30 protein-coding genes are annotated in these 25310 nt (G+C 69.6%); 13 read left to right on the top strand and 17 right to left on the bottom strand.

Translation table 11 applies throughout. From position 1 onward, the window contains the following. Position 1 precedes the first annotated feature (1 nt). From P1K31_RS06525 to P1K31_RS06505, 5 genes are read right to left on the bottom strand one after another with little or no spacing between them, the layout of a single operon-like run. Complete coding sequence (locus P1K31_RS06525; RefSeq protein ID WP_276305480.1) at positions 2 to 751, bottom strand: DUF7289 family protein; 750 nt, start codon at positions 749 to 751, stop codon at positions 2 to 4. Further along, positions 748 to 1185 carry a DUF7266 family protein gene (locus P1K31_RS06520; RefSeq protein ID WP_276305479.1) on the bottom strand — a complete coding sequence of 146 codons (438 nt, stop codon included), beginning with the start codon at positions 1183 to 1185 and terminating at the stop codon, positions 748 to 750. The genes P1K31_RS06525 and P1K31_RS06520 overlap by 4 nt, the downstream gene beginning before the upstream one ends. After that, positions 1185 to 2171 carry a DUF7261 family protein gene (locus P1K31_RS06515; protein WP_276305478.1) on the bottom strand — a complete coding sequence of 329 codons (987 nt, stop codon included), beginning with the start codon at positions 2169 to 2171 and terminating at the stop codon, positions 1185 to 1187. Before P1K31_RS06515 ends, P1K31_RS06520 begins: the two co-directional genes overlap by 1 nt. Next, complete coding sequence (locus P1K31_RS06510) at positions 2159 to 2743, bottom strand: DUF7288 family protein (protein WP_276305477.1); 585 nt, start codon at positions 2741 to 2743, stop codon at positions 2159 to 2161. Before P1K31_RS06510 ends, P1K31_RS06515 begins: the two co-directional genes overlap by 13 nt. Positions 2744 to 2745: 2 nt before the next feature. Continuing rightward, positions 2746 to 3222: a DUF7287 family protein gene (locus tag P1K31_RS06505; protein ID WP_276305476.1), complete on the bottom strand. Its 477-nt coding sequence runs from the start codon at positions 3220 to 3222 to the stop codon at positions 2746 to 2748. A 132-nt stretch (positions 3223 to 3354) separates the two neighbouring features. Here P1K31_RS06505 and P1K31_RS06500 point away from each other — a divergent pair, with 132 nt between their 5' ends. The 5 genes from P1K31_RS06500 to P1K31_RS06480 all read left to right on the top strand — a co-directional run bounded on the left by P1K31_RS06500 (position 3355) and on the right by P1K31_RS06480 (position 7654). Then, positions 3355 to 4143 (top strand): enoyl-CoA hydratase-related protein, encoded by a 789-nt coding sequence (locus tag P1K31_RS06500; RefSeq protein WP_276305475.1) that lies wholly within the window; start codon positions 3355 to 3357, stop codon positions 4141 to 4143. Between the two features lie 99 nt (positions 4144 to 4242). After that, a complete protein-coding gene (locus P1K31_RS06495; RefSeq protein WP_276305474.1) occupies positions 4243 to 5382 on the top strand; it encodes an acyl-CoA dehydrogenase family protein in 1140 nt (379 codons plus the stop codon). Between the two features lie 9 nt (positions 5383 to 5391). Next, the gene (locus tag P1K31_RS06490) at positions 5392 to 6249 is read left to right on the top strand and encodes an alpha/beta fold hydrolase (RefSeq protein ID WP_276305473.1); all 858 of its coding nucleotides are present in this window, start codon (positions 5392 to 5394) and stop codon (positions 6247 to 6249) included. 37 nt (positions 6250 to 6286) lie between these two features. Further along, positions 6287 to 6823, top strand: coding sequence for an Lrp/AsnC family transcriptional regulator (locus P1K31_RS06485; RefSeq protein WP_276305472.1), 537 nt, complete (start codon positions 6287 to 6289; stop codon positions 6821 to 6823). 39 nt (positions 6824 to 6862) lie between these two features. Beyond that, complete coding sequence (locus P1K31_RS06480; RefSeq protein WP_276305471.1) at positions 6863 to 7654, top strand: CPBP family intramembrane glutamic endopeptidase; 792 nt, start codon at positions 6863 to 6865, stop codon at positions 7652 to 7654. A gap of 30 nt (positions 7655 to 7684) precedes the next feature. On the opposite strand, the gene P1K31_RS06475 is transcribed toward P1K31_RS06480, so the two are convergent. The 6 genes from P1K31_RS06475 to P1K31_RS06450 form a co-directional block, all read right to left on the bottom strand. Beyond that, the gene (locus P1K31_RS06475; RefSeq protein ID WP_276305470.1) at positions 7685 to 8014 is read right to left on the bottom strand and encodes a hypothetical protein; all 330 of its coding nucleotides are present in this window, start codon (positions 8012 to 8014) and stop codon (positions 7685 to 7687) included. A 3-nt stretch (positions 8015 to 8017) separates the two neighbouring features. After that, a complete protein-coding gene (locus P1K31_RS06470; protein WP_276305468.1) occupies positions 8018 to 8335 on the bottom strand; it encodes a MarR family transcriptional regulator in 318 nt (105 codons plus the stop codon). Between the two features lie 101 nt (positions 8336 to 8436). After that, positions 8437 to 8895: a MaoC/PaaZ C-terminal domain-containing protein gene (locus P1K31_RS06465; RefSeq protein WP_276305467.1), complete on the bottom strand. Its 459-nt coding sequence runs from the start codon at positions 8893 to 8895 to the stop codon at positions 8437 to 8439. Beyond that, positions 8888 to 9391, bottom strand: a complete 504-nt coding sequence (locus P1K31_RS06460) for a PaaI family thioesterase (RefSeq protein ID WP_276305466.1) — start codon at positions 9389 to 9391, stop codon at positions 8888 to 8890. Before P1K31_RS06460 ends, P1K31_RS06465 begins: the two co-directional genes overlap by 8 nt. A 1-nt stretch (position 9392) precedes the next feature. Continuing rightward, positions 9393 to 11345, bottom strand: a complete 1953-nt coding sequence (locus tag P1K31_RS06455) for a 3-hydroxyacyl-CoA dehydrogenase/enoyl-CoA hydratase family protein (protein ID WP_276305465.1) — start codon at positions 11343 to 11345, stop codon at positions 9393 to 9395. A 120-nt stretch (positions 11346 to 11465) separates the two neighbouring features. After that, a complete protein-coding gene (locus tag P1K31_RS06450; RefSeq protein ID WP_276305464.1) occupies positions 11466 to 13070 on the bottom strand; it encodes a long-chain-fatty-acid--CoA ligase in 1605 nt (534 codons plus the stop codon). An 81-nt stretch (positions 13071 to 13151) separates the two neighbouring features. Here P1K31_RS06450 and P1K31_RS06445 point away from each other — a divergent pair, with 81 nt between their 5' ends. The 3 genes from P1K31_RS06445 to P1K31_RS06435 all read left to right on the top strand — a co-directional run bounded on the left by P1K31_RS06445 (position 13152) and on the right by P1K31_RS06435 (position 15504). Then, a complete protein-coding gene (locus P1K31_RS06445) occupies positions 13152 to 13436 on the top strand; it encodes a DNA-directed RNA polymerase subunit L (protein WP_276305463.1) in 285 nt (94 codons plus the stop codon). A 225-nt stretch (positions 13437 to 13661) separates the two neighbouring features. Beyond that, positions 13662 to 14750: an AI-2E family transporter gene (locus P1K31_RS06440; RefSeq protein ID WP_276305462.1), complete on the top strand. Its 1089-nt coding sequence runs from the start codon at positions 13662 to 13664 to the stop codon at positions 14748 to 14750. Between the two features lie 82 nt (positions 14751 to 14832). Beyond that, a complete protein-coding gene (locus P1K31_RS06435; protein WP_276305461.1) occupies positions 14833 to 15504 on the top strand; it encodes a hypothetical protein in 672 nt (223 codons plus the stop codon). 6 nt (positions 15505 to 15510) lie between these two features. Here P1K31_RS06435 and P1K31_RS06430 read toward each other — a convergent pair whose 3' ends face one another. The 4 genes from P1K31_RS06430 to P1K31_RS06415 form a co-directional block, all read right to left on the bottom strand. Next, positions 15511 to 15705, bottom strand: a complete 195-nt coding sequence (locus tag P1K31_RS06430; protein WP_276305460.1) for a hypothetical protein — start codon at positions 15703 to 15705, stop codon at positions 15511 to 15513. Continuing rightward, complete coding sequence (locus P1K31_RS06425) at positions 15695 to 15889, bottom strand: DUF8118 domain-containing protein (protein WP_276305459.1); 195 nt, start codon at positions 15887 to 15889, stop codon at positions 15695 to 15697. The genes P1K31_RS06430 and P1K31_RS06425 overlap by 11 nt, the downstream gene beginning before the upstream one ends. Before the next feature lie 319 nt (positions 15890 to 16208). Further along, positions 16209 to 17021 carry an imidazole glycerol phosphate synthase subunit HisF gene (gene hisF / locus P1K31_RS06420; RefSeq protein ID WP_276305458.1) on the bottom strand — a complete coding sequence of 271 codons (813 nt, stop codon included), beginning with the start codon at positions 17019 to 17021 and terminating at the stop codon, positions 16209 to 16211. Positions 17022 to 17094: 73 nt separating this feature from the next. After that, positions 17095 to 17286, bottom strand: coding sequence for a DUF8027 family protein (locus tag P1K31_RS06415; protein WP_276305457.1), 192 nt, complete (start codon positions 17284 to 17286; stop codon positions 17095 to 17097). Between the two features lie 97 nt (positions 17287 to 17383). Between P1K31_RS06415 and P1K31_RS06410 the strand changes: the two genes are divergently transcribed. The 5 genes from P1K31_RS06410 (at position 17384) to P1K31_RS06390 (ending at position 23058) form a co-directional block, all read left to right on the top strand. Beyond that, positions 17384 to 17554 carry a DUF7550 family protein gene (locus P1K31_RS06410; RefSeq protein ID WP_276305456.1) on the top strand — a complete coding sequence of 57 codons (171 nt, stop codon included), beginning with the start codon at positions 17384 to 17386 and terminating at the stop codon, positions 17552 to 17554. 541 nt (positions 17555 to 18095) lie between these two features. Continuing rightward, a complete protein-coding gene (locus P1K31_RS06405; RefSeq protein ID WP_276305455.1) occupies positions 18096 to 19295 on the top strand; it encodes a hypothetical protein in 1200 nt (399 codons plus the stop codon). 129 nt (positions 19296 to 19424) lie between these two features. Then, positions 19425 to 21194 (top strand): ABC transporter substrate-binding protein, encoded by a 1770-nt coding sequence (locus P1K31_RS06400; protein ID WP_276305454.1) that lies wholly within the window; start codon positions 19425 to 19427, stop codon positions 21192 to 21194. A gap of 6 nt (positions 21195 to 21200) precedes the next feature. Then, positions 21201 to 22208, top strand: coding sequence for a phosphatase PAP2 family protein (locus P1K31_RS06395; RefSeq protein WP_276305453.1), 1008 nt, complete (start codon positions 21201 to 21203; stop codon positions 22206 to 22208). Between the two features lie 127 nt (positions 22209 to 22335). Beyond that, entirely contained in the window at positions 22336 to 23058 is a 723-nt protein-coding gene (locus P1K31_RS06390) for a dolichyl-phosphate hexose transferase (RefSeq protein ID WP_276305452.1), read from the top strand. A gap of 15 nt (positions 23059 to 23073) precedes the next feature. Here P1K31_RS06390 and P1K31_RS06385 read toward each other — a convergent pair whose 3' ends face one another. Beyond that, positions 23074 to 24723, bottom strand: a complete 1650-nt coding sequence (locus tag P1K31_RS06385; protein WP_276305451.1) for a GMC family oxidoreductase — start codon at positions 24721 to 24723, stop codon at positions 23074 to 23076. A 19-nt stretch (positions 24724 to 24742) separates the two neighbouring features. Continuing rightward, positions 24743 to 25288, bottom strand: a complete 546-nt coding sequence (locus P1K31_RS06380) for a gluconate 2-dehydrogenase subunit 3 family protein (RefSeq protein ID WP_276305450.1) — start codon at positions 25286 to 25288, stop codon at positions 24743 to 24745. Between the last annotated feature and the right edge of the window lie 22 nt (positions 25289 to 25310).

Genomic DNA, 25310 nt, shown 5'->3' with positions numbered 1-25310 from the left:
CCTATCGCTTCAGATCGAATTCGATGACGCTCCGATACACGTACAGCCGCTCGGTCGTGAACTGGTACGTGACCGACCCGTCGCTCGCGTCCGAATCGATCGCCGTGTATCCCTCTCGATCGAAGTAGCGGCTCCAGATGTCGGCGCGGGGGGAGTCGACGGTGATCGAGACGGCCGTGTCGTTCGACGGCGTGAACGAGCCGTCGAGCCCGGTTCCTCGGTTCGTCCCGACGATGAGCACCGGCGAGCGTCCGCTGAAGCTCTCGTCGGTCTGCGGGTACGTCACGACGAACGAGAGAACCGCCCGGTCGTCCCCGACCTCGAACCCCGGCGGGATTCGCATCACGCCCCCCTCGTCGTCGGTTCGAATCACCGCTCCGGATACGTACACGAACGTCGTGTCGCCCTGCCCCGAGTAGACGAGCGGTCGGGGGTTCATCGAGAAGGTCGCGTTGTTCGACGCGTTCCCGACCTCGACCGCCCGTACGGTGATCTCGACCGGCGCGTCGAACCCGATCGCGCCACCGGAGAGGTAGACTTCGGTCCCTCGACTGGGCGCGTTGCGGTGGTGAATGTCGGCCAGGTTCGCCGCCAGCACGTCGAACGCTCGTCCCATGTTGTCGAGTTGCTCCGCCTGCTGGGCGTCCTGCAGTCCGCCGTACCCGCCCACGTACACGAGACCGGTGGAAGCCACGACGAGCGAGAACACCAGAACGTACGAGAGCGTCTCGCTCTGTCCGCGCGCGCTCACGTCGATCGCACCTCGAGCGTGTCACTCGGCGTCAGGACGATCCGCAGGTCGCCACCGGCGATAGTTCCCGCGTCGACGGCGGTCGTCGAGTCGAACGCGACCGTGACCGTGACCGACGGGTCGTCGGACGTCAGGACGAGGCGGGGTGGAGACGCCGACGTGTCCACCGTCACGCGATAGCTGGCTCCGGCGACGCGAGCGGGCAGCGACACGTCGACGCGTACCTCGGAGCCGCCGGCCGTCGCTAGCCGGTCGGCCGTCATCAGGTCGGCGGCGATCCGTTCGCCGACGACCGTGAGTTCGGACCGGACGGTCTGCTCCTGCCGGGAGTCGACGACTCCCCCCGCTGTGATCAGCACGCCGCTGATCAACACCGCCGTGATCGCCAGACTCAGCGTGTAGCCGATCTGGACCGAGGTCGCGCGGTCGTCCATCACGCCGGTTCCCCCGGGGCGATGCGAACGGGCGCTCGGTAGTGGACCGCGGCAGTCTCGTACACGAGGTCGAGGGAGAGGCTGTACGCGGCATGGGAGTAGTAGGGGGACGTCCCGTCGGTGGGATCGAAGAGGTAGGTGTCCCGGTGCGTGTCCATCGCGTCCGACCGCTGCACGGTGAGTTCGTACGTCCCCCGCGCCTCCTCGCCGTTCCGGTACTCGACGTCGTACGGCCCGGAGACGCCCGCCGCCCACCGTAGTCCCGGACACGCCGTCCCGTTCACCGTGCCGGCAGTGACGTCGATCGTCGCGGTCGGACCGCTGACCGCACAGTCCGGGAAAGCCGTCGGTGACGTCTCGCTCGCGTTCTTGACCGCGAGGAGGACGTGAGTGCTGTTCCTGTAGATGTACGCGTGCCACTGCGCGTTCGTCGCGTTCTCGACGACGGCGACGTGGAATCCCGCCCGCGGGTCGTTCGTCTGGGCGAGAGACGACTCGGTCACGGTCAGCCGGTGGCCGCGGATCCCCGAGACGTTCCACGCGACGGTCCAGTTCCCCTGGCTGCTGTTGACGGTGGTCGTGTTCGCGGAGGTGAACGTTCGCGACGCGTTCGATTGACGAATCAGGTAGCCATCGCTCACCACGAGAGAGGGCTCGTCGATGTCCGCTACGTGCCCCCGGTCGAGGTGCTGTCGGCGTACGAGGTCGTTGTACGTCGAGACGTTTTCGCGCACGTCCGTTCGAACGGCAGACCAGCCGGTGTACTCGTGAGCGTTCACCTGGTCGAGGAGTTCACCGACGTTCTCGACCGTCGTCGACTGGTACTCGATGACCGGTTGGCTTTCAACACCCACGCTTCGCGTCGCGAGGTTACTGGAGTAGATCTCGACGTTCAACAGCAACACCACCACGACGAGTACCAACGCGATCGTCAGACCCGTGACGACGATGAGCTGCCCCCGATCGCCGCCGGTTACATCTTCCATACGACGAGTCGCACCTCCATAACGGTGTATATCGGACTGTTCGGGGCGGCGTCCGTCGCGTAGAAGGTCGCGTTCGCCGCCGAAACGGTCTGGTTCTCCCCCGGGGCCGTGAGCGGGGTGTCGTCGAACAGGAACACGGCATGCGTCGCAACCACCGCGTGGTTACTTGGCGTGCCCATGTATACCATGGTCTCGCGGCTGGACGTCCCCTCCGCCCCCCTGTGCGTGACGTACACGTTGAACGCGACGTCGTTCGCCCGGAACGTGTCGTTCAGGGCCGCCCCGAACCGGTTCGGGGGGCCGCCGCTCGTGTAGAAGCCGATGTCCGGCGCGCCATCGAACTGTTCGGTGGTGGTGTTCCAGAACACGACCGCTTCCCCGAGCGCACCGGTCGCGTCCGTCGTGGCGAGCAGGTCCTCGGCCAACGCGCGCTGCTGGTTTTCGATACGTTCGTTCGACGTGCTCGCGGTCAGGGGGGTGACTGCGGTGGCCTGGAGCGCGAAGAGGACGGCTCCCAGAACCAGGAGCGCGGCCGTGAACCCCTCCACCATGTGTGCCTGTGCCCGATCCATCGTCACCACACCCGCACGACGAGCTGGTAGGTCGTCCCCTCGAGAGTAACGAGACGCCGGGCGGTGCTAACGTCTCCTTTCCTCGAAGGTGACGCCCCCCTGGCCAGCGTCGTTCCGTCCACCGTCGCAACGGCTCCTGCCCGTTCGATCGTCACGTTCACTCGCGTCCCGGACTCGACCCCGAGTGCCTCGGTGAGGTCGGGGGTGTCGTACCGACAGCCGGCCGGAGGCGTGGCGTTATCGAAGAACGCGACCGTGCACGTCGCGTTCAGCTGCGTGGGTCGGATCGGTGAACCGAGGTGCCCCTCGCTGAGGTGGGCGGCACTCCGGTCAGCCTTCATGACCTGGGCGTCACTGTCCCCGGAGAACGGAGCGAACATCCCCGGGAGGACGCCGAGCGCGAACACGAGCGCCAGGAGGAATACCCCGATGGCCATCGCGAAGTCGAGGGTGGTCTGCCCCCTAGTGGTTGCTGACATGCTGTTCGACAGGTTGCGAAGAATGTACCGAATTCTTATAGGTATTTCGGCGGGCGAGTGGTAGTACGCCGGTCCGGCCGGAGGACCTCGACGCCGGGCAACACCTTTTACCTCCCCTCCTGTGGTGGTGCCATGAGCGACGAACCAGTGCTCCTCGACGTCGAGGACGGGATCGCGACCCTCACCCTGAACCGCCCGGACGTGCGAAACGCCATCACCCACGAGGTCTCGACGGCGATGATCGATCGCCTGAACGAGGTGGAGCGGAGCGACGCTCGGGCGCTCGTGGTGACGGGGTCGGGCGGTAGCTTCTCGGCGGGCGGGGACATCAACGCCATGACGTCGCGCATGTCCGGCGAGGCGACGCTCGCGGAGTCCGTCCGGCGCATCCACCTGGAGACGAGCCGCGCCATCGAGCGCGTGGCGAAGTTCCACCTGCCGACGGTCGCGAAGATCGACGGCGCGGCCTTCGGCGCGGGCGCGAACCTCGCGCTCGCCTGCGACGTGCAGGTGGCGAGCCCGGAGGCGAAGATCAGCTTCGGATTCAGGCAGGTCGGCCTCGCGGTCGACACCGGCACGTCCTACTTCCTCCCGCGCGTCGTCGGGCTGAACAAGGCGAAGGAACTGGTGTTCACGGGCGAACTGCTCGACGCCGAGGACGCGCTCGACCTCGGGCTGTTCAACCACGTCTACGAGGACTTCGAGGCGGAGGCCGACGCGTTCGTCCGCTCGATCGCGGAGGGGCCGACGGTCGCCCTGGAGACGTCGAAGCGCGCGCTCAACCAGGGCCTAGAGCAGTCGCTCGACCAGGCGATGACCCGCGAGGCGGCCCACCAGGCGGCCGTCTTCGAGACGTGGGACCACCGCGAGGGCGCGAGCGCGTTCATGGAGAAGCGGGATCCCGAGTTCGCCGGCGAGTAGCCGCCGAGCGACCGTCGAGCACCCGACGAGCGGTCAACTATCTTACCAGTGTTCGGTGCGGACCCGAGACTATTTTACGTCGGAAGCTCACACACCGTCATGGCATTCCAGCTCACGTCCGAACAGGAGGCGATCCGCGACGCCGTCCGCGAGTTCGGCGAGAACGAGATCGCGCCCGTGGCACGGGAGCACGACGAACAGAAGAAGTACCCGGAGGAGATCCGCAGGAAGGCCGCGGAGTACGACCTCGTCGCGCCCAACGTCCCCGAGGAGTACGGCGGCGCGGGGATGGACCTGCTCTCGACGATCGTCGTCACGGAGGAGCTCTGGCGGGCGGACCCCGGCATCGGGAGCGCCGTCGGCTCGGCGGGCTTCGGCACCTCCATGATCGTCAGGTTCGGCGACGAGTGGATGAAGGAGGAGTGGCTCCCGCCGATCACCGCGGGCGAGGCCGTCTCCTGCTCCTGCATCTCCGAGCCCGCCCACGGCTCCAACGTCGCCGGCATCGAGACCACCGCCGAGCGGGACGGCGACGAGTGGGTGATCGACGGCAACAAGATGTGGATCACTAACGGGACGGTCGCCGACGTGGGCGTCGTGATGGCGAAGACCGACCCCGGCGAGGGGCACAAGGGCATCAGCGCCATCCTCGTCCCGACCGATACGGACGGCTTCGAGCCGACGAAGATCGACAACAAGCTCGGCATCCGCGCCTCGGACCTCGCGGAGATCGTCCTCGACGACGTGCGCGTCCCCGAGGAGAACCTCATCGGCGAGGAGAACCGCGGGTTCTACCAGCTGATGAACTTCTTCGCCGGCGGGCGCGCGAGCGTCGCCTCCCAGGCGGTCGGCGCGGCCCAGGGCGCGCTCGACGCGGCCATCGACTACGCGAACGAGCGCGAGCAGTTCGGCCAGAAGATCGCCGAGTTCCAGGCGCTCCGCCACAAGCTCGCCGACATGGCGACGAAGGTCGAGGCCGCCCGTTCGCTCACCTACCGCGCCGCGGGCTACGCCGAGGAGGGCGACCGCGAACTCGGCATGAAGTACGCGAGCATGGCGAAACTGTTCGCCTCCGAGAACGCGGTCGAGGTCGCGGACGACGCGCTGCAGGTGTTCGGCGGCTCCGGCTACGTCACCGACTACCCCGCCGAGCGCTACTACCGCGACGCCCGGATCACGAAGATCTACGAGGGGACGAGCGAGATCCAGAAGAACATCATCGCCGACCGCATCCTCTGAGGTCCGAGGATGACCGACCCCGATCACACGACGAGCGATCCGGATCACGAGACGTGGACCGACGCCCAGGAGGAGACGACCGTCGAGGTGGACGGTCACGAGGTGTCGATGGCCTACTACGACGAGGGCGACGGCCCTCCCGTCGTCTTCCTCCACGGCATCCCGACCTGGTCGTTCCTCTGGCGGCGGATCGCGCCCCCGCTCGCGAACGACGTTCGGACGATCGTCCCCGACCTCGTCGGCTACGGCAACAGCGACCGGCGCGACGGCTTCGACCGCTCGATCCGCGCCCAGGAGCGGGCCGTCGCCGACCTGATCGACGGCCTGGGCCTCGACGCCGTCTCGCTGGTCGCCCACGACATCGGCGGGGGCGTCGCGCTCCGTTACGCGGCGCACGAACCGGACCGGGTGGAGAGGCTCGTCCTCTCGAACGCGGTCTGCTACGACTCCTGGCCCGTCGAGTTCGTCACCACGATGGGCCTGCCGAGGACCGCGGAGATGGACCCCGACGAATTCGAGGCGAAGCTCGACTTCGCGTTCGCCGACGGCCTCTACGGCGACGACGCGGACCCCGAGTGGCTCGACGGCATGAAGGCACCGTGGCTGGCGGAGGGCGGCCGCCGCGCGCTCGCCCGCGCCGCCGTCGCCACGAACACCAACCACACGACCGAGATCGACTACGGGGCCGTCGACGCGGACGTGCTGTGTCTGTGGGGCGTCGACGACGTGATGCAACCGCTCGCGTACGGCGAGCGCCTCGCGGCGGACCTCGACGGCGAGGTCGTGGAGCTGGAGCGCGCCTACCACTGGGTCGTCGAGGACCGGCCCGAGGCGTACCTCGAGGCCTGCCGGGGGCACCTCGTATGATCGAAAACGCGAAGTTCGGCGAACCGGAGGGGAGCGCATGAGCAGTCCCGGGACGAACACGGACCCCGAGGCGGCCCCCGACTGGCAGTTCAAGGAGCGCGACGTGCTCATACTCAAGGAGCTCTCCGTGGACTCCCAGCTGTCCTCGCGGGAGCTCGCGCGCATCCTCGAGGAGAAGTACGGCATCGACGTCTCGCACGTCACGGTGAGCGAGTCCATCCGGGGGATGCGCGAGCAGGGCGTCTTCCGCGAGGCGATCGTTCCCAACGAGGAGTTCTTCATCTTCGGCATGTTCGAGTTCAAGCTCAACCCCGAACACTTCGCGGAGACGTGGCGCGACGCGCTCGACGCCATCTGCCAGTCGCCGAACACCCTGTTCATGTTCCTCTCCGACGGCGAGTACCAGTGGAAGTCCGTCATGATGTTCCCGAACCGCTCGGCGGAGTCGAAGTGGATCCACGAGTTCTACAAGGAACACGGCCTCGCCGTCCAGAACATCAGGAACTCCGTCGTCCACAACGTCCTCAAGTTCCGAACGGACCCGGAGATCTTAGAGAGCCTCTATCGGGAGTGAGGAGCGTAGGCTTTTGGACAGGTAGGCCGTACTCCGGCCATGGTCGTCTCGTCGGATGCCGAGCAGTCGTACGCGTCGCGCGCCGTCGCCGTCGTCGCCGCCGTCGTCCTGGCCGTCCTCGGGCTCGGCGCGGGCGTCGGCCTCGTCCAGGTCGCGGCCGTCGTCCTCCGAACCGCCGGCGTCCCGATCACCCGCGGCCTCAGCCTCCTGCTGTCGCTTGTGCTCGTCCAGGGCCTCGGCGTGCTCCTCGTCGCCGGGCTCTACCTCTGGTTGAGCGGCCGCGGGTTGTCGTTCGTCGGCGTCCGCGTCCCGTCGAAGCGCGACCTCGTCTGGGTGGTCAGCGGCTACCTGCTCGCGATCGCCGCGAACTTCGCCGTCGGGATCGTCCGGTTCCTCTCCGGGGTTCGGTCCGCCGAGAACGAGGTCATCGGCCTCGTCAGGCCGGAGCCCGAACTGCTCCTCGTGTTGATCCCGGCGTCGTTCCTGCTCATCGGTCCCGGCGAGGAACTCCTCTTTCGCGGCATCGTCCAGGGGCGGCTCCGCGAGTCGTTCGGTCCCGTCGTCGGCGTCGGGCTCGCGACGCTCATCTTCGTCGTCATCCACTACCCCTCGCTCACGGGGACGCCCGGCGGCCGGGCCGTCTACATCACCGGACTGGCGCTCCCGGCGCTGGTGTTCGCCGTCGCCTACGAGGCGACGGACAACATCGTCGTCCCGTCGCTCATCCACGGCGCGTACAACGCCACGCTGTTCGGGCTGGCGTACGTCGCGCTGAAGTACGCCCCGGCGATGGAGGAGACGGCGGTGCTGCTGGCGCTGGTTCCCTATTGAGGAGGGCCTCCCCACGATGACGCCACTCGGCTATCGGACGCCCAGATAGCCCGCCGCCTCCCTCGCGATCGTCTCCGTCGTGCTCCCGATCAGTTCTCCCTCTCTCGCCCTCACGTCCGCGTGACGAATCGACGCGATGGTCCACGGATTGACGTAGCTATCTCTCGGAAGTCCTCCAGACGCGAAGTCATCGTCGGTCAGCGGGATCGCGATCGAACGGCGCGTCGTCGTCACTGCGACGTAGAGCGCTTCCTCGTCGTCGAACGGGTGCGTCCCGTCGCTCACTCGGACGTACGGTCGGTAGGCGTGGGGGCCGAACAGGTCGGGACCCTTCACCACGGCTCCGCGGGCGTACGCCACCGTCTATTCCTCGCCGTAGTAGTCGTCCGTCGTGGACGCAGAACTCGCTCGGGTCTGTGCGGCGTACGCCGCCAGTCGGTCGTCCTCGGCGATCGCCCAGTACCGCCCCCTGTGACGGACGAGGCTGCGATCCTCGAGGCGCGACAGGACCGCACCGACGCTCCCCCGCTTGATCCCGGTCGCCTCGTGGATCTCGGTCTGCGTGAAGGCCTTGTCGTCGTTCTCGGCGAGGAACGAGAGCACCCGGTAGGGTTGCGTTCCCTCCCGGATCTCGAGCGCCTCCTCGCGCTCGTCGTCGAACCGGTCGATGCCGATCGGCATGGGTAATAGTACGTAATACTTTGTAATAAACCTGCGGTAGTCGACTCACTTCGCGCTGAAGTACGCCCCGGACGGAGGAATCGACGCGCTCCCGTACTGACTCAGACGACCAGCGACCTGAGCTGACAGGACAGCACGACCGTCCCCTCGCCGGTGACCACCTCGGCGTCGTAGGTGAGCACGCCGTTGCCGACGGGGTGATCGCGCGGCTCCTTGTCCGTCACCTCGAGTTCCACGTGGACGGTGTCGCCGATGAACGTCGGCGCGCGGAACCGGAGCCGATCGACGCCGTAGAAGGCGACGACGGCGTCCCGCTCGGCGGACGTTCGGGACTGCCAGAGCAGCCCCGTCATCACCGAGAAGACGAGCGCGCCGTGGACGATCCGCTCGCCGAAGTCCGAGTCGGCCATCGCCTCGGCGTCGGTGTGGAGGTGGTTGAAGTCGCCGCTGACGCCCGCGAAGTTCGTCACGTCCGCCTCGGTGATCGTGCGCCCCTGCGTGGTGACGCGCTTGCCGACCTCCGTGCGCTCGAAGACGCTCTCGACCGCTCCCTCACTCATCGCCCTCCCCCCGGAAGATCCGGTAGGTCGTCCCGCCGGTGGCGACGGTCCTCTCCTCGCCGTCCGGCGTGGTACTCGTGACTGTCACCTCGGTGACGCCCATCGAGCGCCCGGCGCGGACCACCTCGGCCGCGGCGCGAACGTCGTCGCGGGCGGGCCGGACGTAGCGCACGTTGAGGTCGGTCGTCGTGAGGGAGGCCGCCTCGGGGCGTTCGAAGGTCGAGCGCAGGGCGAATCCGCTCGCGGTGTCGATCAGCGCCGCCGTGATCCCGCCGTGTATCGTCCTGCCCGTGAGGTTGACGAACTTCTCGTCGAACGGGACGGACATGGCGACCCGTCCCGGTTCGAGCACCTCGAAGTCGAGGTCGAGCCACCGGAAGAGGCCGTACTCGTCGACCCCGCGCCGGAGGTGACGCTCGATCGCGTCGGCGTCGACCTTCGAATCTGCGTCCGCATCCGTGTCACCGTCGGCGTCGCAATCGGCGTCCGCGCTCATCTCATCGTCCCTCGAACTCGGGGTCGCGCTTCTCGGCGAAGGCGGCGGTACCCTCGGCCGCGTCGTCGGTGCTGATGAGGAGGCCGAAGCCCTGGCTCTCCAGTTTGAGCCCGGCGTCGAGACTCGCGTCCGCGCCGTCGTCCATGACCGACTTGGCGACCTCCAGGGCGATCGGCGGCCCCTCGACGATGTCGTCGACGAACTCCGCGACCACGTCGTCGAACTCCTCTCGGTCCACGGCACGGTTGATCAGCCCCCACTCCTCGGCCAGTTCCGCGTCGATGCGGTTGCCGCGGAAGACGAGCTCCTTCGCCCGACACTCCGTGAGCATCCGCATCGCGCGCTGGGTGCCGCCGCCACCGGGGATCAGCCCGAGGGTGATCTCCGGGAAGCCGAACTCCGAGTCCGACGTGGCGATGCGGAGGTCGCAGGCGAGCGCGAGTTCGTGGCCGCCGCCGAGGCAGAAGCCGTCGATCTTCGCGAGCGTGGGCCGCGGGAACGACGCGACGGTTTCGAACACCTCGCTCACGTCCATCGCGTCGGTGGGGCGCAACTCGCCGAAGCCGCCGATGTCAGCCCCCGCGGAGAACGCCCGGTCGCCCGCGCCCTCGAACGTGACGCACCGCACCTCCTCGGCGTCGACGCCGTTCAGGAGGTGGGTGATCTCCCCCATCAGGTCGCGCGAGAGGGCGTTCAGCCGCTCGGGGCGGTCGAGTTCGACCGCCAGCACGCCCCGGTCGTCGAGGTCGTAGTTCAGGAACCGGTAGTCGCGCTCGCCGCCGCCGTAGTCGTAGAAGCCCGCGCCCGCCTCCTCGCCGGTCCGACCCGACTCGACCAGTTCGACGAGGTAGTCGGCGGGTTCGTAGCGCGCCTCACCCGTCTCCTCGTGGAGCGTCCTGAGCTTGTCGAGCACCGCGTCGAGGCCGTACCTGTCCGCCCGTCGGCACGGCCCCTCGGGGTAGCCCCCGCCGAGGCGCATCCCGGTGTCGATCGCCTCCGCGGTGGCGACGTCGTTCCCGATCAGCTTCGCCGCCTCGTTGATCATCCGCGCCTCGACGCGCAGCGTGTCGAACCCCTCGCCATCGCCGGGTTCGTAGGTCGGGCCGTCTCCCTCCCCGTAGTCGTAGTACCCCCGCCCGGTCTTCCGCCCGAGGTCGCCCGCGTCGACCTTCTCCTGGACGACGGGCGGGATCGGCTTGCCCGCCTCCTTGCGGACGTGGTAGCCGATGTCGATACCCGTGAGGTCCGAGAGTTCGAACGGCCCCATCGGGTACCCCTTCCGGTGGACCATCGCGGCGTCCGCCTCCTCGATCGTCGCCTCGCCCTCACTCACCATCCACGCCGCCTCGTCGCCGAACGGCCCGAGCACGGAGTTGACGACGAAGCCGTTCACGTCCTTCCTGACGTAGATGGGGGTCTTGTCGATCGCCTCGACGAAGGCGTAGGCGAGTTCCGCCGTCTCGTCTGCCGTCTCATCGCCGTAGATCACCTCGACGAGGTCCATCTTCACCGGCGGGTTGAAGAAGTGCATCCCGACGACTTGCTCGGGGCGGTCGGTAGCCCCCGCGATCTCCGTGATCGACAGCGAGGAGGTGTTCGACGCGAGGACCGCGTGCTCGGGCGCGAGATCGTCGAGTTCGGCGAACACCTCCCGTTTCAGGTCCATCCGCTCGGGGGCGACCTCGATGACGAGGTCGGCGTCCGAGACCGTCTCGCCGAGGTCGACGGCGGTGTCGATCCGGGAGAGCACCTCCTCGGGGTCCTGGTCGATCAGGCCCTTCTCCGCGAGTTTCTCCAGGCTCCAGGCGATCTCCTCGTACCCCTTCCGGACGATGTCCTCCTCGATGTCTCGCATGCGCACGTCGTAGCCGGCGAGCGCGACGACCTCGGCGATGCCGTGGCCCATGTTCCCCGCGCCCAGTACCGCGACACGTTGTACGTCACCTAACTCCATGGCTTCAGGCGAGTCGGAGATGGCTTAATTCCTGCGACGACGATTAGCATTGTTCGAGTATTCCCCCGCTAACGCACCAACGATTCGTCAGAATCGAAAAGTTCGAACGATGGTAGGCGATCAGACGGGATGACCTTCCTCTCCCGTCTCCTCGTCGCGGAGCTTGAACTTCTGGACCTTCCCGCTCGGGTTCTTCGGGAGCTCGTCCACGAAGTAGTACGTCCGCGGGCGCTTGAAGTCCGCCACGTCGTCGCTCTCGACCAGGTGCGAATCGAGCGCCTCCGCCGTCGCATCGCCCACCACGAAGGCGACGACTCGCTCGCCCCACTCGTCGTCGGGTTCGCCGACGACCGCCGCCTCGACGACGTCCGGGTGCGAGAACAGCGCGTCCTCGACCTCCGTCGGGTAGATGTTCTCGCCGCCGGAGATGATCATGTCGTCCTTGCGGTCGACCACGTAGAGGTAGCCGTCCTCGTCGCGGTAGCCCAGGTCGCCGGTGTAGTACCACGTCTTCCCGTCCGCCTCACGCAGCGACTCCGCGGTGGCGTCCGGGCGGTTCCAGTACTCGCGCATGGTGCACGGCCCCGAGAAGAGGATCTCGCCGACCTCCCCCGCCTCGACCTCGTCGCCCGGATCGCCGTCCGGCGTGACGATCCGCACGTCGTGGTTGAGCGCGGGCAGGCCCGCCGAGCCGAGCTTCGGGATCTGCTCGTCGGGGTGCTGAAACGTCCCGCAGGGGCCGATCTCGGTCATCCCGTAGGCCTGCAGGTAGTCCTCGCAGAACTCCTGCATGCACCCCTCGAGCACGCGGCGGGGCATCGGCGACGCGCCGTAGAAGCCGATCTCGAGCGAGGAGACGTCCGCGTCCACCTCCGGCGCGACCTGCAGGAGCGCGTTCCAGGCCGTCGGCGCGGCGAACAGCTGGGTGACGCCGTGGGCCTCGATCGCCCGCAGGACCGCCGCGGGGTCGAACTCGTGGTGGATGACGGAGGTCGCGCCGACGTGGACGCGCGGGAACAGGTTGGCGTGTAGCTCCGCGCAGTGATAGAGCGGGAGGACTGACAGCCCGACGGCGTTCCTGTCGATGCCGCTCTCGGCGATGCAGACGAGGCTGTGCTCGACCATGTCACGGTGCTCGTGGACCACGCCCTTCGGCCGGCCCGTCGTCCCCGAGGTGTAGATGAAGGCGTAGACGTCGTCCTCGGCCACGTCCGCGTCCGGCCGGGAGGCGTCGCCGCCGGCGAGCACCTCGTAGAAGTCGCGGGCGAAGTCGGGCGTCCCGCCGTCGGGGGCGTCGGTCCCCTCGGCCGTCGGGGCCGCCGGGCCGTCGACGTAGAGGTACTCCTCGACCGTCTCCAGGTCCGGACGAGCCCCCGCGACGGCCTCGCGGGTGTCCGCCTCGAGGACGACGAGGCTCGACCCGGCGTCGTTCAGGACGAACTCGATCTCGCCCGCCGGGAGGCGGTAGTTGAGCGGGTTGAACACCGCGCCGAGCTTCGCGCAGGCGTAGACCGTCAGGACGAGTTCGCTCCCGTTGAACAGGACGGTCGAGACCCGGTCGCCCTTCCCGACGCCGAGGTCGGCGAGGGCGTTCGCCAGGCGGTTCACGCGCTCGTCGAACTCGGCGTACGTGAAGCGCTGATCCCGCCGCGGGTAGACGACGGCGTCTCTCGACGGATACTTCGCCGCCGATCGTTCGAGGGTGTCACCTAACGTGGTAGACATGCACGCGGTACGCGTTGGCGAGGACTGTAATTCTACCGTCGCCTTCGAAACGTTGAAACGCCGCTTGGCCGACCTTGAGATATGGAACTCCGGGTCATCGCGAACGAACCGACCGAACTCGCAATCGAGATCGCAGGCGAGGATCACACCTTCATGAACGTGCTGAAGGGGGCGCTCCTCGAGACGGAGGGCGTCGCCGCCGCGACCTACGACGTGAACCCCGAGCAGTCCGGGGGACAGACCGACCCCATCCTCACGGTCAAGACCGAGGGGGGCGTCGACCCCCTCGACGCGCTCGAAACCGCGGCGCGCAACGTGAAGGACAAGTCGACCGCCTTCCGCGAGGCCTTCGAGTCCGCGGCGTAGGCGCGCGGTCGCCCGCTCTCGTCGCTCCCACCGCTTCCACCCCACCCCTCTCGTCCATCGCTCCCGCCCCTCCCGTCGCACCCGCGGGCGACGCCCCCGCTCCCCGTAGCCGACCGTCTCCGCGCCCCGCGAGAGTGCTGCCTGCAATCGCGGGCAGCGCGCTGAAACGCCGCCGGGGCGAACGCCCCCCGGCCGAGGCCGACGGTTCCTCGCCGGCGATCCCTCATGCTCTCGCGCACCGACTTCGACGTCGACACCCGGGCGGCCGTCCTCTGGGCGATGGGCGGGGCGATCACCGCGGCGGTCGCCTACGCGGTCCTTCAGTTCCTCGGTTCCCTCGTGTTCGCCCTCTTCGCCTACTACGCCTCCCGTCCGATCTATCGACGGCTGTCCGCCGCGACGGACCACCCCGACCTCGCGGTGACGGCGACCGTCCTCCTCTTCACGCTGCCGGTCCTGGCCGTCGTCGGGTACGGCTTCTTCGTCGCCGTCCAGGAGCTCGACCGGGCGCTGCTGGCGGCCGGGCTGGGGCAGTACCGCCCGCTGCTGGAGCCGTATCTGCGTCTCGTCCGACAACGGGATCTACGGACGATCGTCGCGATGCTCCGACGACCGGAGCAGGCGTTCGGTCCCCTGACCCAGCGGCTCTTCCGGCGGGGGTTCGGATACGTCCTGGCGATGGTGAGCACCACCCTCGCCGTCCTGGGACAGCTGTTCCTGGCGCTCGTCTACCTGTTCTACCTCCTGCGCGACGACCGACGGATCGCCGACTGGTTCCGCCGAACCGTCAACCGCGACGCCGACCTGCTGACGTTCGCCGAGGGCGTCGACGAGAAGCTGGGGACGCTCTTCTTCGGCAACCTCCTGACCATCGTCACGACCGGCGCGATCGCCGCCGTCACCTACGTCGTGATCGACCGGTTCGTCCCGGCGGGCGTCGTCGCGTATCCCGTCCTGCTCGGCGCGCTCATCGGGATCGGGACGCTCGTCCCCGCGGTCGGGATCAAGATCGTCTACGTACCGTACACGGCGGTGCTCCTCTTCGACGCGCTGGCGGGCGAGACGCCGCTGTGGTTCCCCGCCCTCTTCTTCGTCGTCTCGCTGATCGTCGTCGACACCGTCCCGGATTACTTCGTCCGGTCGTACCTCTCGGCGGGCGATCTGAACTTCGGGCTCGTCCTGCTCGCCTACGTCCTCGGGACGATGGTCTTCGGCTGGCTCGGCGTCTTCCTGGGACCGATCCTGCTCGCGCTGTTCGTCCAGTTCGCCCGCGGTCTCCTCCCGAAGCTCACGAACGGGACGCTGTCCGGGTGAACCGCTTCCGGCCCCGAACGGGCATCAAACGGCCGTTTGATCCTAGCGCGTCCTTTTGCCCTCGTCCGCCGTCCTCCGATCCATGCGACGACGAACCGCCCTCGGGCTCGGCGCGACGACCCTCGCCGGCGTCGTGACGGGATGCCTCTCGCGACCGTCCGGTGCGGGCGACGGTGGGGACGACGACGGGACCGACGACGACACGGACGGAAACGGGACCGACGGCGATCCGTCCGACGCCGCGGAGCGCGCCACCGTCTCGCTCGCGGGCGCGGACGACCCTCCCGACCTCCCTGTCCGCCACGCGGTCGAGGTGCTCGACGCCGAGGCGACCGACGAGCGCCCGCCGCAGCTCCGGGTCACGCTGACGAACGAGGCGGACCACGCGGTCGAGGTGGGCGAGGGGCGGGCGGTGCTGTTCGAGTACGTCGGCTCGTCGGATCGACGCCTCGTCCTGCTCCCCGGACCGGCGGATCGGTACGAGGCGATCCGGTCGGGTTGCTGGACCCTCGCCGAACCGATCGCAGTCACGGAGGAGTATCGGCTGCTCGCGCTGGCCGCCGGCGAGTCGATCTTGCGGGACCTCGGCGTGTGGGGGGCGGCGGACCGCGGCGGGGGCGGCGACGCCGACGCGTGTCTCCCGACCGGCGAGTTCCGGTTCGAGAGCACCTACAACGTCGCCCGCGACGAGGAGCGGGTGATCGACGATCCCGAGTGGGAGGCGGCGTGGGGGTTCACGCTGCGCGTCGAGTAGCGGGGGTTAGCCCGCGGCTTCGCCGCCGCGCGGTCGCCACGTCCCGTGTTTCGGACACCAGTAGGTGTCGCCGCGGACGCGGGGCGAGTCGTCCCCGCAGTCGGGGCAGTCCCGACGGTCCTCGTCGGTCGGCTCGGGCGCGTCCATCGCGCGGTACACCTCGCGCCAGCCGGCGCTCGGCGAGGAGCGCTCATCGGGCATCGGTGCCCTCCTCGCACCGCGGACAGCCGCGCTCGAGGGTCGAGTCGGTCGTCTCGAGGCCGCACCGCTCGCAGCGCCAGTAGTAGTGGTCGAGGCGACCGTACCGGTCGTAGCCCGCGTGCGGGCCGGAGACCGGCGGGGCGGGACGCGTCGCTCTTCGTGGGTGGTGGTCGTCCGTGGACATCGGCTCTCTCGTGGAAACGCGGCGTCGCGGGCGGAGGCACCCGGGAGGGGGCACCTGCGATGGGGAAGTCCGCCCCGACGACGCACTCGTAGCTGCGTCTCCCCGGGCGTCCGACGCGGCCGTCTACAACGAGTCTCGGCGGTTACGGCGAGTCGTCTCCGGTCTCCGCGTGCGATCCGGGGGAGACAGTGAGAGAGAGGGGTCGGACGGGTAAAAGGGGGCGGCTAGCGGGGTGAAAGTGAAGGACGGGACAGGTTTCGAAGCCGACCGGTCGGCGCGTTCGTGTCGCGGCGTCGCGGGGGTGAAAGCGGCGCCCTGATCAGCGCCGGACCGGCACGTCCCGCTCCGCGAGGTACTCCTTGACCTCGCCGATGGTGTACTCCTCGAAGTGGAAGATGGAGGCGGCGAGCGCGGCGTCCGCCCCCGCCTCGGTGAACACCTCGTAGGCGTCCTCGGGGCCGCCGCAGCCGGAGGAGGCGATGACGGGCGTCGAGACGGCCTCGCAGACGGCCCTCGTGAGCGGGACGTCGTAGCCGTCCTTCGTGCCGTCGGCGTCGATGGAGTTGACGAACAGTTCGCCGGCCCCGCGCGCCTCGGCCGCCCGCGCCCACTCGATCACGTCGACGCCGGTCCCCTCGCGGCCGCCCCGCTTGGTGCACTCGAACCAGCAGGACTCGCCGTCGACCCGCGCGTAGTGCTCGCCCGCCTCGTCGAACCGGCGGCGAGCGTCGACGCTGATGACGATACACTGGCTACCGAACGCCCTCGCCCCCTCGGTAATGAGTTCCGGGCGTTCGAGCGCGCCCGTCGTGATGGAGACCTTGTCCGCCCCGGCGCGGAGCGTCTCCCGTACGTCCTCGCGGGTGCGGATCCCGCCGCCCACCGTGAGAGGGATGAAACACTCGTCCGCGACGCGTTCGACGACCGAGAGCATCGTCTCTCGGCCCTCCGCGCTCGCGGTGATGTCGAGGAAGACGAACTCGTCCGCGCCCGCAGCGTTGTACTTCTTCGCCAGTTCGACCGGATCGCCGGTGTACCTGAGGTTCTCGAAGTGGACCCCCGTGTAGACCGCCGCGTTCCCGTCGTCGTCCAGGTCCACGTCGATGCACGGGATGATCCGCTTTGTCAGCATCTACCCCCGCTTGGCGGGTGGCGGGTTTCACGGTTTCGACAGCGTGTCGCGTCGTCGCCGCCGTCCGCGCTCGCTACTCCCGATCCGACTTCGATCTCGACAGCAACTCGCGCACGGTCCCCTCGTCGAGCACGTCCACGAGATCCGCGCCCGCCTCGTACCGACGCAGGGCCGCCTCGTCGAGCACGTCCGCCGGCTCGCGGTCGCCCAGTCGGTCGAGCAGCAGACGATCCAGGTCCTCGGGGTCGTAGCCGGGCACGGGCATGCGACGCCGTTCGTCACGCGGTAGCAAAAAGCATGCGCCCCCCGGGACGGACTGTAACTCCGACAAGGCAAAGTACGCGCCCCGAGGAGACGGTGGCATGAGCGATCACGAACACGAAGAGCGCGAGGGGGACACGTACGAACCGACGGCCGGCCGCCAGACCGCCCCGCAGGCACCCTACACGAGGGGACAGATGGTCACGGGGTTCGTCATCGCCCTCGTCGGCATGGTCGTCGTCTTCGGCGTCCCGATCATGCTCACGCTCTAATCCCACCTTTTGAACCGCCACCTTTTCCTGCGGTCGCGGGCAGCGACACGCTCCGCGGTCGCTGCCGGCTCCCTGGTAAAAGCTGGACCAAAACCGCGCCTCATCCCCTCGCTGCGCTCGGGGATTCGTCGCGTCCGCTCGCTCACTCCGTCCGCTCGCTCACTCCGTCCGCTCGCTCACTCCGTCCGCTCGCGGGACGGCGTGCCGGTACAGACAGCGGCGAACTCGGGTCTACCGTCCGTACCTTTATAATTGAGAGCGGGACCAGCGTCCGTGTGACCTGACTTCGGTCGCGGGGCGCTCGCGGTTGCGCGACGCCACGCCCCGCGAACCCTGCCCCGCCCGCGGCGTCGCCTGCACGCCCACGTTTTGCCGCGTCCATCGCGCGTCGAGCCGCCGGCTCGCTCCGCAGTCGCGCGCCGCCACACGCGCCCTCGCCCGCCGAGGTCCCGTCCGGTGTCTCCAGGGGTACGACACCGAGACCGTCACCGAACGGCGAGAAACTATTTGTTCGGCCTCCCCCAAGCGACCACTCCCCGAGATGGACGACGCAACGTGGTTCGCGGCGGGGCTGCTGGTCCTCGCGCTCCTGTCGGGAGCGACGGCGCTCGACGTGGGGGGCCCGCCGATCGCCGGGGAACGGACCGACGAGGTGGTCGAACTCCGGGATGGGTCCGATCGCCTGTGGCCCTACACGAGCAAGCGCCACTCGTTCAGCTCGCGGACGCTCGCCATCAACCTCGTCGTGTACGCCGATCCGGCGACGACACGACGGCTTATGACCCACCGCGGCGACGCCGAGTGGCAGCCCACCGAGAACGAGACGGAGGACACCGACACCGCCTCGATCGCGAACGTCGAGTACGACGACAGCGAGGACCGCCTCGTCTGGAGCGACGCCCGGGGGGCGCGGCGATACACCTACGTCGAGTCGCCCGACGGAAACGGCGCGTGGCTCGAGGAGCGCTATCAACTGCACGACGGCAGCTACCTCGGCGCGCGCGACCACGTGCGGGCGTACGCCGCGCGCGACGGCGGGTGGACGGCGCTGCAGGCCCACAGCGAGCACTGGGACTGGTTCCGCCTGCGCCACACCGTCTCCGGTATCGCGGACGCCCAGCGCCGCGTCGAGATCGACTTCATGCGAACGCTCTCCGTCGATCGCGTCGTCCGGGTCTACGCCGGCAACGGCGGGACGGCCGACGGCCACGGGTGGATCTCGACGATCGAGGTAGGAACCACCGTCGCGGCGCTCGCCCTGGCGGGGCCGGCCCTCGCCCGGCGCGGACTCGATCGGCTCCGGGACGACGCGCGGGCGAGCGCGATCGCGCTCGGTCCGGCCGTCGGTCCGGCGGGGCTGTACCTCGCCGTCAGGGCGGTCGGCGTCGCGCTCGAAACGACGTTCCCCGGGACCTCCCCGAAGGTCTTCGCGGGGCTGCTCTACCCGGTCATCGCGGTCGGCATTCCGGCGTCGGCCGCGCTCCTCGCGCGGCCGCACCGACCGATCCGCGCGTTCGCCCTCGTCGCGACGGGACTCGGCGTGGCGTTCGTCCTCGATTACGCCGCGCTGGGCGTCGCGGTCCTCCCGATTCGAGCGATCCTGCACCGTGCGGCGGTACTCGTCTCGGCGGGGATGGTCGCCGCCGTCGGCGCGACCGCGACCGCCGATCGGTGGCACGCGCTGCTCGTCGTCGCCTGCTGGGCCGCGACGCTCTCGCTTCCGCTCGTGGGGGCGATATGACGTCCGTGCGGGCGATCTACCCGACGGAGCGGCGGGTGACGAGCCCCCGTCTCGGTATCACTATATCGGTCACCTTATCTGTCCCGAGAGGGAGGTACAGCAGAAGCGTCTACGGGGGACGATAGACGAATGGCTCGTGAACCGAACGACGCGCGAACGACGCGCCGGCGGCTGCTACACGGAACGGCGAGCGCGTCGCTCGCCGCCACGGCCGGTTGTCTGGACGGGATCTGGAACATCGCCGGCCGGACGCGAGCGGAACAGCTCTCGCTCCGCATCAAGACGCTCCCGACCGACGCGGACCCCTACGCCATCCGCATCGCCCGCGCGCTGGCGAACGGGCTGGAGGCGGTCGGGATCGAGACGGAACTGCTCCCGATGGCCGAGGAGGCCCTGCTGCGCGATCTGCTCGTCAATCACGACTTCGACCTCTACGTCGCGCCCTCCCCCGGAGGACGGGACCCCGACTTCCTGCGTCCGTTCCTGCACTCGCGCTACGCGGGCGAACAGGGGTGGCAGAACCCCTTCGGCTACACCGACCTCTCGATGGACGAACTCCTGGACGAGCAGCGTCGGCGCGAGGGCGACGCCCGTCGGAGGGTCGTCGTCGACCTGCAGATGGCGCTCGTCGAGGCCCAGCCGTGTACCGTCGTGGCGTTCCCCGACGACGTCATCGCGATCCGGACCGACCGGTTCTCCGGGTGGAAGCGGCTCCCGCCGACGACTCCGCTCGGCTACATCGCCCTCGACGCCGTCGGGGGCGTTCCGCGGGACGCTCTGCGCGTCCTGCTCCGCGACGCGCGGGCCACGCGCAACCTGAATCCGCTCGCGGCCGAACACCGCGACCGCGGTACGATCACCGGACTGGTGTACGACTCCCTGGGTCGCGTCCACGACGACACGGTCCGACCCTGGCTCGCGGCCGGGTGGACGTGGACGGACGACGACCGTCGCGCCGAGATGTCCCTCAGACGGGCGTACTGGCACGACGGAACGCCCGTCACCGCCCGGGACGTGGCGTTCACGTACCGATTTCTCGCCGACACCTCGCTCGGCGAGGCCGACGCGCCGGTCCCGGCCGAGCGGTTCCGCGGGGAGGGATCGCTCGTCGCCGACGTGTCGGCTGTCGACGAGCGGGTCGTCGAGTTCGCCTTCGACGACGTCGCGCCGTCGATCGCGGAGCGGGCGTTCACCGTCCCGGTGCTCCCCCGTCACGTGTGGCGCGAGTACACCGACCCCGCGACCGTCGCGGGGGTGTCGGTCGGCGCGCAGACGACGGAGGCGCTCGTCTGGGAGAACCCGAACCCGATCGGGAGCGGACCGCTTCGGATCGAGGCGGTCGAGCGGGACGAGCGCATCGTCCTCGCGCGCGTCGAGGATCACTTCCTGGGGCGGGTCGAGGGGGACCTCGGGGCGGCCGTCGGCGACCGCCTCGCGTTCGACCGCGCGGTGTTCCGTCCGGTCCCCTCCGACTCCGTCGCGGTCGAACTGCTCGCGGAGGGGCGGGCCGACGCGAGCGCCAGCCCGCTCAGTTCGGCGGTCGCACCCGACATCGGTCGAGCGGCCGCCCTCTCGCTCATCGTCCACCCCTCGGCGTCGTTCTACCACGTCGGCTACAACGTCCGCCGCGCCCCCCTGTCGAACCTGCGGTTCCGGCGGGCGGTCGCGCGCCTGCTCGACAGGGCGCACATCGTCGAGTCCGTCTTCGACGGCTACGCCACGCCGGCCGTCAGTCCGCTGGCGACGACGGACTGGCTCGCCCCGGAGCTGACCTGGGACGACGAGGCCCCCGTCCTCCCCTTCGTCGGAGAGGACGGCGAACTCGACGTCGAGCGCGCCCGCGACCTGTTCGTCGAGGCCGGGTTCAGATATCAGGAGGGTCGCCTCCTCCAGGGGTGAATCGACGTGGGTCTGGGTGACGTCCTCGCGAGCGTCGTCGTCGTCTCGGGAGCGATGCTGGTGATCGCGTCGCTGACGATCATCGGCGTGAACCGCCTCGTCGAGACGGCGCGCGACGTCCGACGGCGACTGCGCGCCGCCGCGCCCGGCCTCGGGTTGCTCGTCGCCGTCCTCCTCGTGAACAAGATCGCGCGGGACTACGGCCCCGAGGTGTCGTGGCTGATCGGGTGGAACGTGACCGGCGCCATCCTGGGCATCGAGGGGGTGTTCGTCGCCGTCGTCCAGTCGTTCGCGACCCCGACGCTCACCGCGTACTTCTCGTTCGTCTACGTCTACGGCTACGTCTTCCTGCTGGTGTTCCCGCTCGTCGCGTACCTCGCGCTGGAGCGCGCCGAGGCGCTCCAGCGCACGGCGGTCGCCTACTGCCTCAACTACGCGATCGGGCTCGTCTGTTACACGCTGTTCATCTCCTACGGGCCGCGAAACGTCATGCCCGAACTCGTCGACCCGCTGCTGTACTCGACGTACCCGAGTTCGCAACTGCTCACGAGCCAGGTGAACACGAACACCAACGTCTTCCCCTCGCTTCACACCTCGCTCTCGGTGACCGTCGCGCTACTGGCGTGGGAGACGCGCGACCGCTACCCCCGCTGGGTCCCCGTGGCCGCCGTCCTCGCCGCGAGCGTCGTGGTCTCGACGATGTACCTCGGCATCCACTGGGGGACCGACGTCGTCGCCGGGATCGGGCTCGCCGTCGTGAGCGTTCGCCTCTCCGGGCCGGTGCTCGACCGCCTGATGGCCCTCGTCGAGCGCCGCGCGGTGACGGGCGGCGCGCGCGACGCCGCCGGCCGCGCGCGCGCCCGCGATCCCGAGTGGCGAACGGCGCGATCGGATGGGAACGTCGAGACCGACGGCGACCGGATCGACGGTATCGACGGCGACGACGGCGATCTGATCGACGAAGACGACGAAGACGACGGCGGGGCGAACACCCCGCCGGTCCGATCCCGGTGACGGAGTTCGCGGACGAGGGCGATCCCACGCTCGAACCCGTACCGGCCGCTCGGCGGCGCGGTCCGTCGAACGGAGCCGTTTTTGGCAAACCTAAACGTTCAAGTCCGCCGCCGGAAATCCCCGGGTAATGAGTCGAGCACTCGACCGTGAACGGGGCGGGGACTACACGTTCGACGACGTGAGCGTGGTCATGGGGACGTACAACGAGGAGGCGGCGATCGGGACCGTCCTCGACGACGTGGCGCGCGTGACGGACGGCCGCGCCGAGGTCGTCTGCGTCGACGGGTCGTCCGACGGGACCCCGGAGATCGCCCGCGAGCGCGGTGCTCGCGTCGTCCAACAGCGCCCGCGGGGGTACGGCGTGGCGGTGGCGGCGGCGCTCGCGAGCGCGACCCGGCCGGTCGTCGTCACCACCGACTGCGACGACACCTACCCGATGGAGCGCCTCCCCGACTTCCTCGACGCGATCAACGACGGCTACGACGTGGTCAGCGGCGACCGCCTGTATCACGGCGCGCGGGCGATGCCGCCGGTGAATCGGCTCGGGAACCGCGCGTTCGCGCTGCTCGCCAGCGTACTCGCGGGGCGACGCCTCCACGACGTGACGACCGGGATGCGCGCCTACCGGCGGGCGGTCGTCGACGGCATCGAGTGGACGGAGAACACGGGGCTGTCGGCCGAACTCCTCATCAGACCGGTCGCGCGCGGGTACGCCGTCCGCGAGATCCCCATCGAGTACGCAGAGCGGGCGGGCGAGACGAAGCTCGACCCGCTCTCCGGCGGCGCGGCCATCGCGAAGTCGATCGTGACCGTGGGGGTCGAGGAGCGCGCCCGCAGGCGAACGCGCTAGTTCCCACCCGAGGAGTCAAAGCGTCTCCTCGACGTGATCCGCCGCGCGCAGCGCGAGCGCCGCGATCGTCAGCGTTGGGTTCATCGCGCCCCCCGTGACGAAGACGCCGCTCGACGCGATCCAGCAGTTGTCGAGGTCGTGGGTCCGGAGCGTCGGGTCGACGACGCTCTCTTCCGGATCCGTCCCCATCCTCGTCGTTCCCATGTGGTGAAACGCGGGACCGGTGTTCCCCGGGCCGACGGTCCAGGTGATCTCGGCTCCGAGCTCGGAGAGGATCGCCCGCTGGATCTCGTTGGCCCGCTCTATGGTCCGCCTCGTCCGGTCGTCGATACGCCAGTGGATCGCCGGCACGGGGTTGCCGTGGTCGTCCGTCCGCGAGCGGTCGAGCGCGACCCGGTTCTCCCGCCGCGGGAGCTGACCGACCAGCGCGCCGACGGCGATCTCGTTCCCGTAGGCCCCCCGGAGGGTGGAGAGCAGGTCGTCACCCCACTCCTCGGCCCCGAGGGCGATCTCGACCGGCGAGGGGCCGGCGTAGTTGAGGAACTCCAGTTTGATACTCCCGACGTCGGCGTCCGTCCCGGGGATCCCGCGCGTCGTGCGGCCCGGCTCGTCGTAGAACTGGTGGCACTCGCTGGTGATGAACCCGACGTGGTTCTGCCGCGTCGGTTCGTCGAGCCGGCCGCCCATCCCCGCGAACAGGTGATCCATGAAGTAGCGTCCCACGAGCCCGCTGGCGTTGGCGAGCCCGTCGGGGTGCCGGTCGGACGCCGAGAGGAGGAGCAGGCGCGGCGTCTCGACGCCGCCGCAGGCGACGACGAACCGGCGGGCCTCCTGCCGGTGTTCCTCGCCGTTCGGCGCGGCGTAGACGGCCGCCTCGACGGCCTCGCCGGAGTCGTCGTGCTCGAGGCGCTGGACCGCCGCCCGGTCGATGACGCGAGCCCCCTCGGCCTCGGCCTCGGCGACGTGGACCTCGGCGGTGTACTTCGCCCCGGAGGGGCAGACGGGCTTGCAGGTGCCGTAGCCGACGCACGGGCCGCGCCCGTCGTAGGCCTCCGAGTTCCGGGCGTTGCCCACGGAGTGCATCGCCACGCCCAGCCGCTCGCAGGCGTCGGCGAAGAGCGAGTCGCCGTAGGAGGGCGCGAAGGCGGGCATCGGGAACGGTTCGTCCCGTGGCGGCGCGAAGGGGTCGTCGACCGCGCCGGCGACGCCGAGTTCTCTCTCGGCCCGCGCGTAGTACGGCCTGAGGTCGTCGTATCCGATCGGCCAGTCGTCGGCCACCCCCTCGCGGGTGCGCCGCTCGAAGTCGAGTTCGTGCAGGCGCATCACCATCCCCTGCCAGTGGAGCGTCGACCCGCCCACGCCCTTCACGCGGGCCGCGTTGAGCGGGTAGCGTCGCCCGGTCGAGGTGAACGCGTCGCGCTCGCCGCCCATCTCCCACACCGGCCCGCCGCCGGGGCGGATGCTCCGCTCCATCCGCCGGAGCCGCTCCGCGGGGTCGAACCGCCGACCCGCCTCCAGCACGACGACGTCGTACCCGCGCCGGGCGAGCGTCGCGGCGACGAGCGCGCCCGCCGGCCCCGACCCGATCACGCAGACGTCGACGCGCCCCGAGGGTCGCCGATCCCTCCCCGCACCGGTCCCCCCGCCGTCGCTCCCGTCGCTCATCGGCGCGCACCCCGCCGCCTCACGGCTTCGGCCCCCGCCGGTAGCTCTCCAGTCCGCCGGGGTGGCCCTGCGGGTTCTCGATGCCGACCAGTTCGCCGCCCGCCGGCGACGCGTAGAACGCGTAGAGCAGTTCGTTCACCAGGTAGTACCGCAGGCGCTCGGCGTCCGTCCCGTCGGGATTCGGCTCCGCGGTGGCGACGCCGAGTTCCCGGAGCAGGCGGTCCCGCTCGTCGCCGTCGAGCGTCGCGTACGGTCCGCCGTACCACGACTCGGCGGCGACGTCGAGCGTCGAGAGGGCGTCCCGGACGCCCGCCGCGTACGCCGCCCGATCGCGGATCCGCCCGACGACGTAGGTCTCGACGAACTCCGGGACGCCCGTCGCCGCCGACGGGTAGAGGACGGCCGCGACCGCGACGAGCGTCTCGACCGCCCGCTCGTCGAACGCGACCGACCCACCCTCCCCGTCGTCCGCCCGCCCGAGGCGCTCCCAGGTCAGCGCCGCGCCGCCGCCCAGCGCGCCGCTCGCCGCCAGCGCGGCCAGGGCGTCGCGTCGCGTCAGTTCCATCGCAGCGGGATTAGGTCAGCCT

Origin of the sequence: Halomarina halobia (assembly GCF_029338575.1) — an archaeon.
In the GTDB taxonomy this organism is placed as follows: Archaea; Halobacteriota; Halobacteria; order Halobacteriales; family Haloarculaceae; genus Halomarina; species Halomarina halobia.
This window is presented reverse-complemented; position numbering and strand designations above follow the sequence as displayed.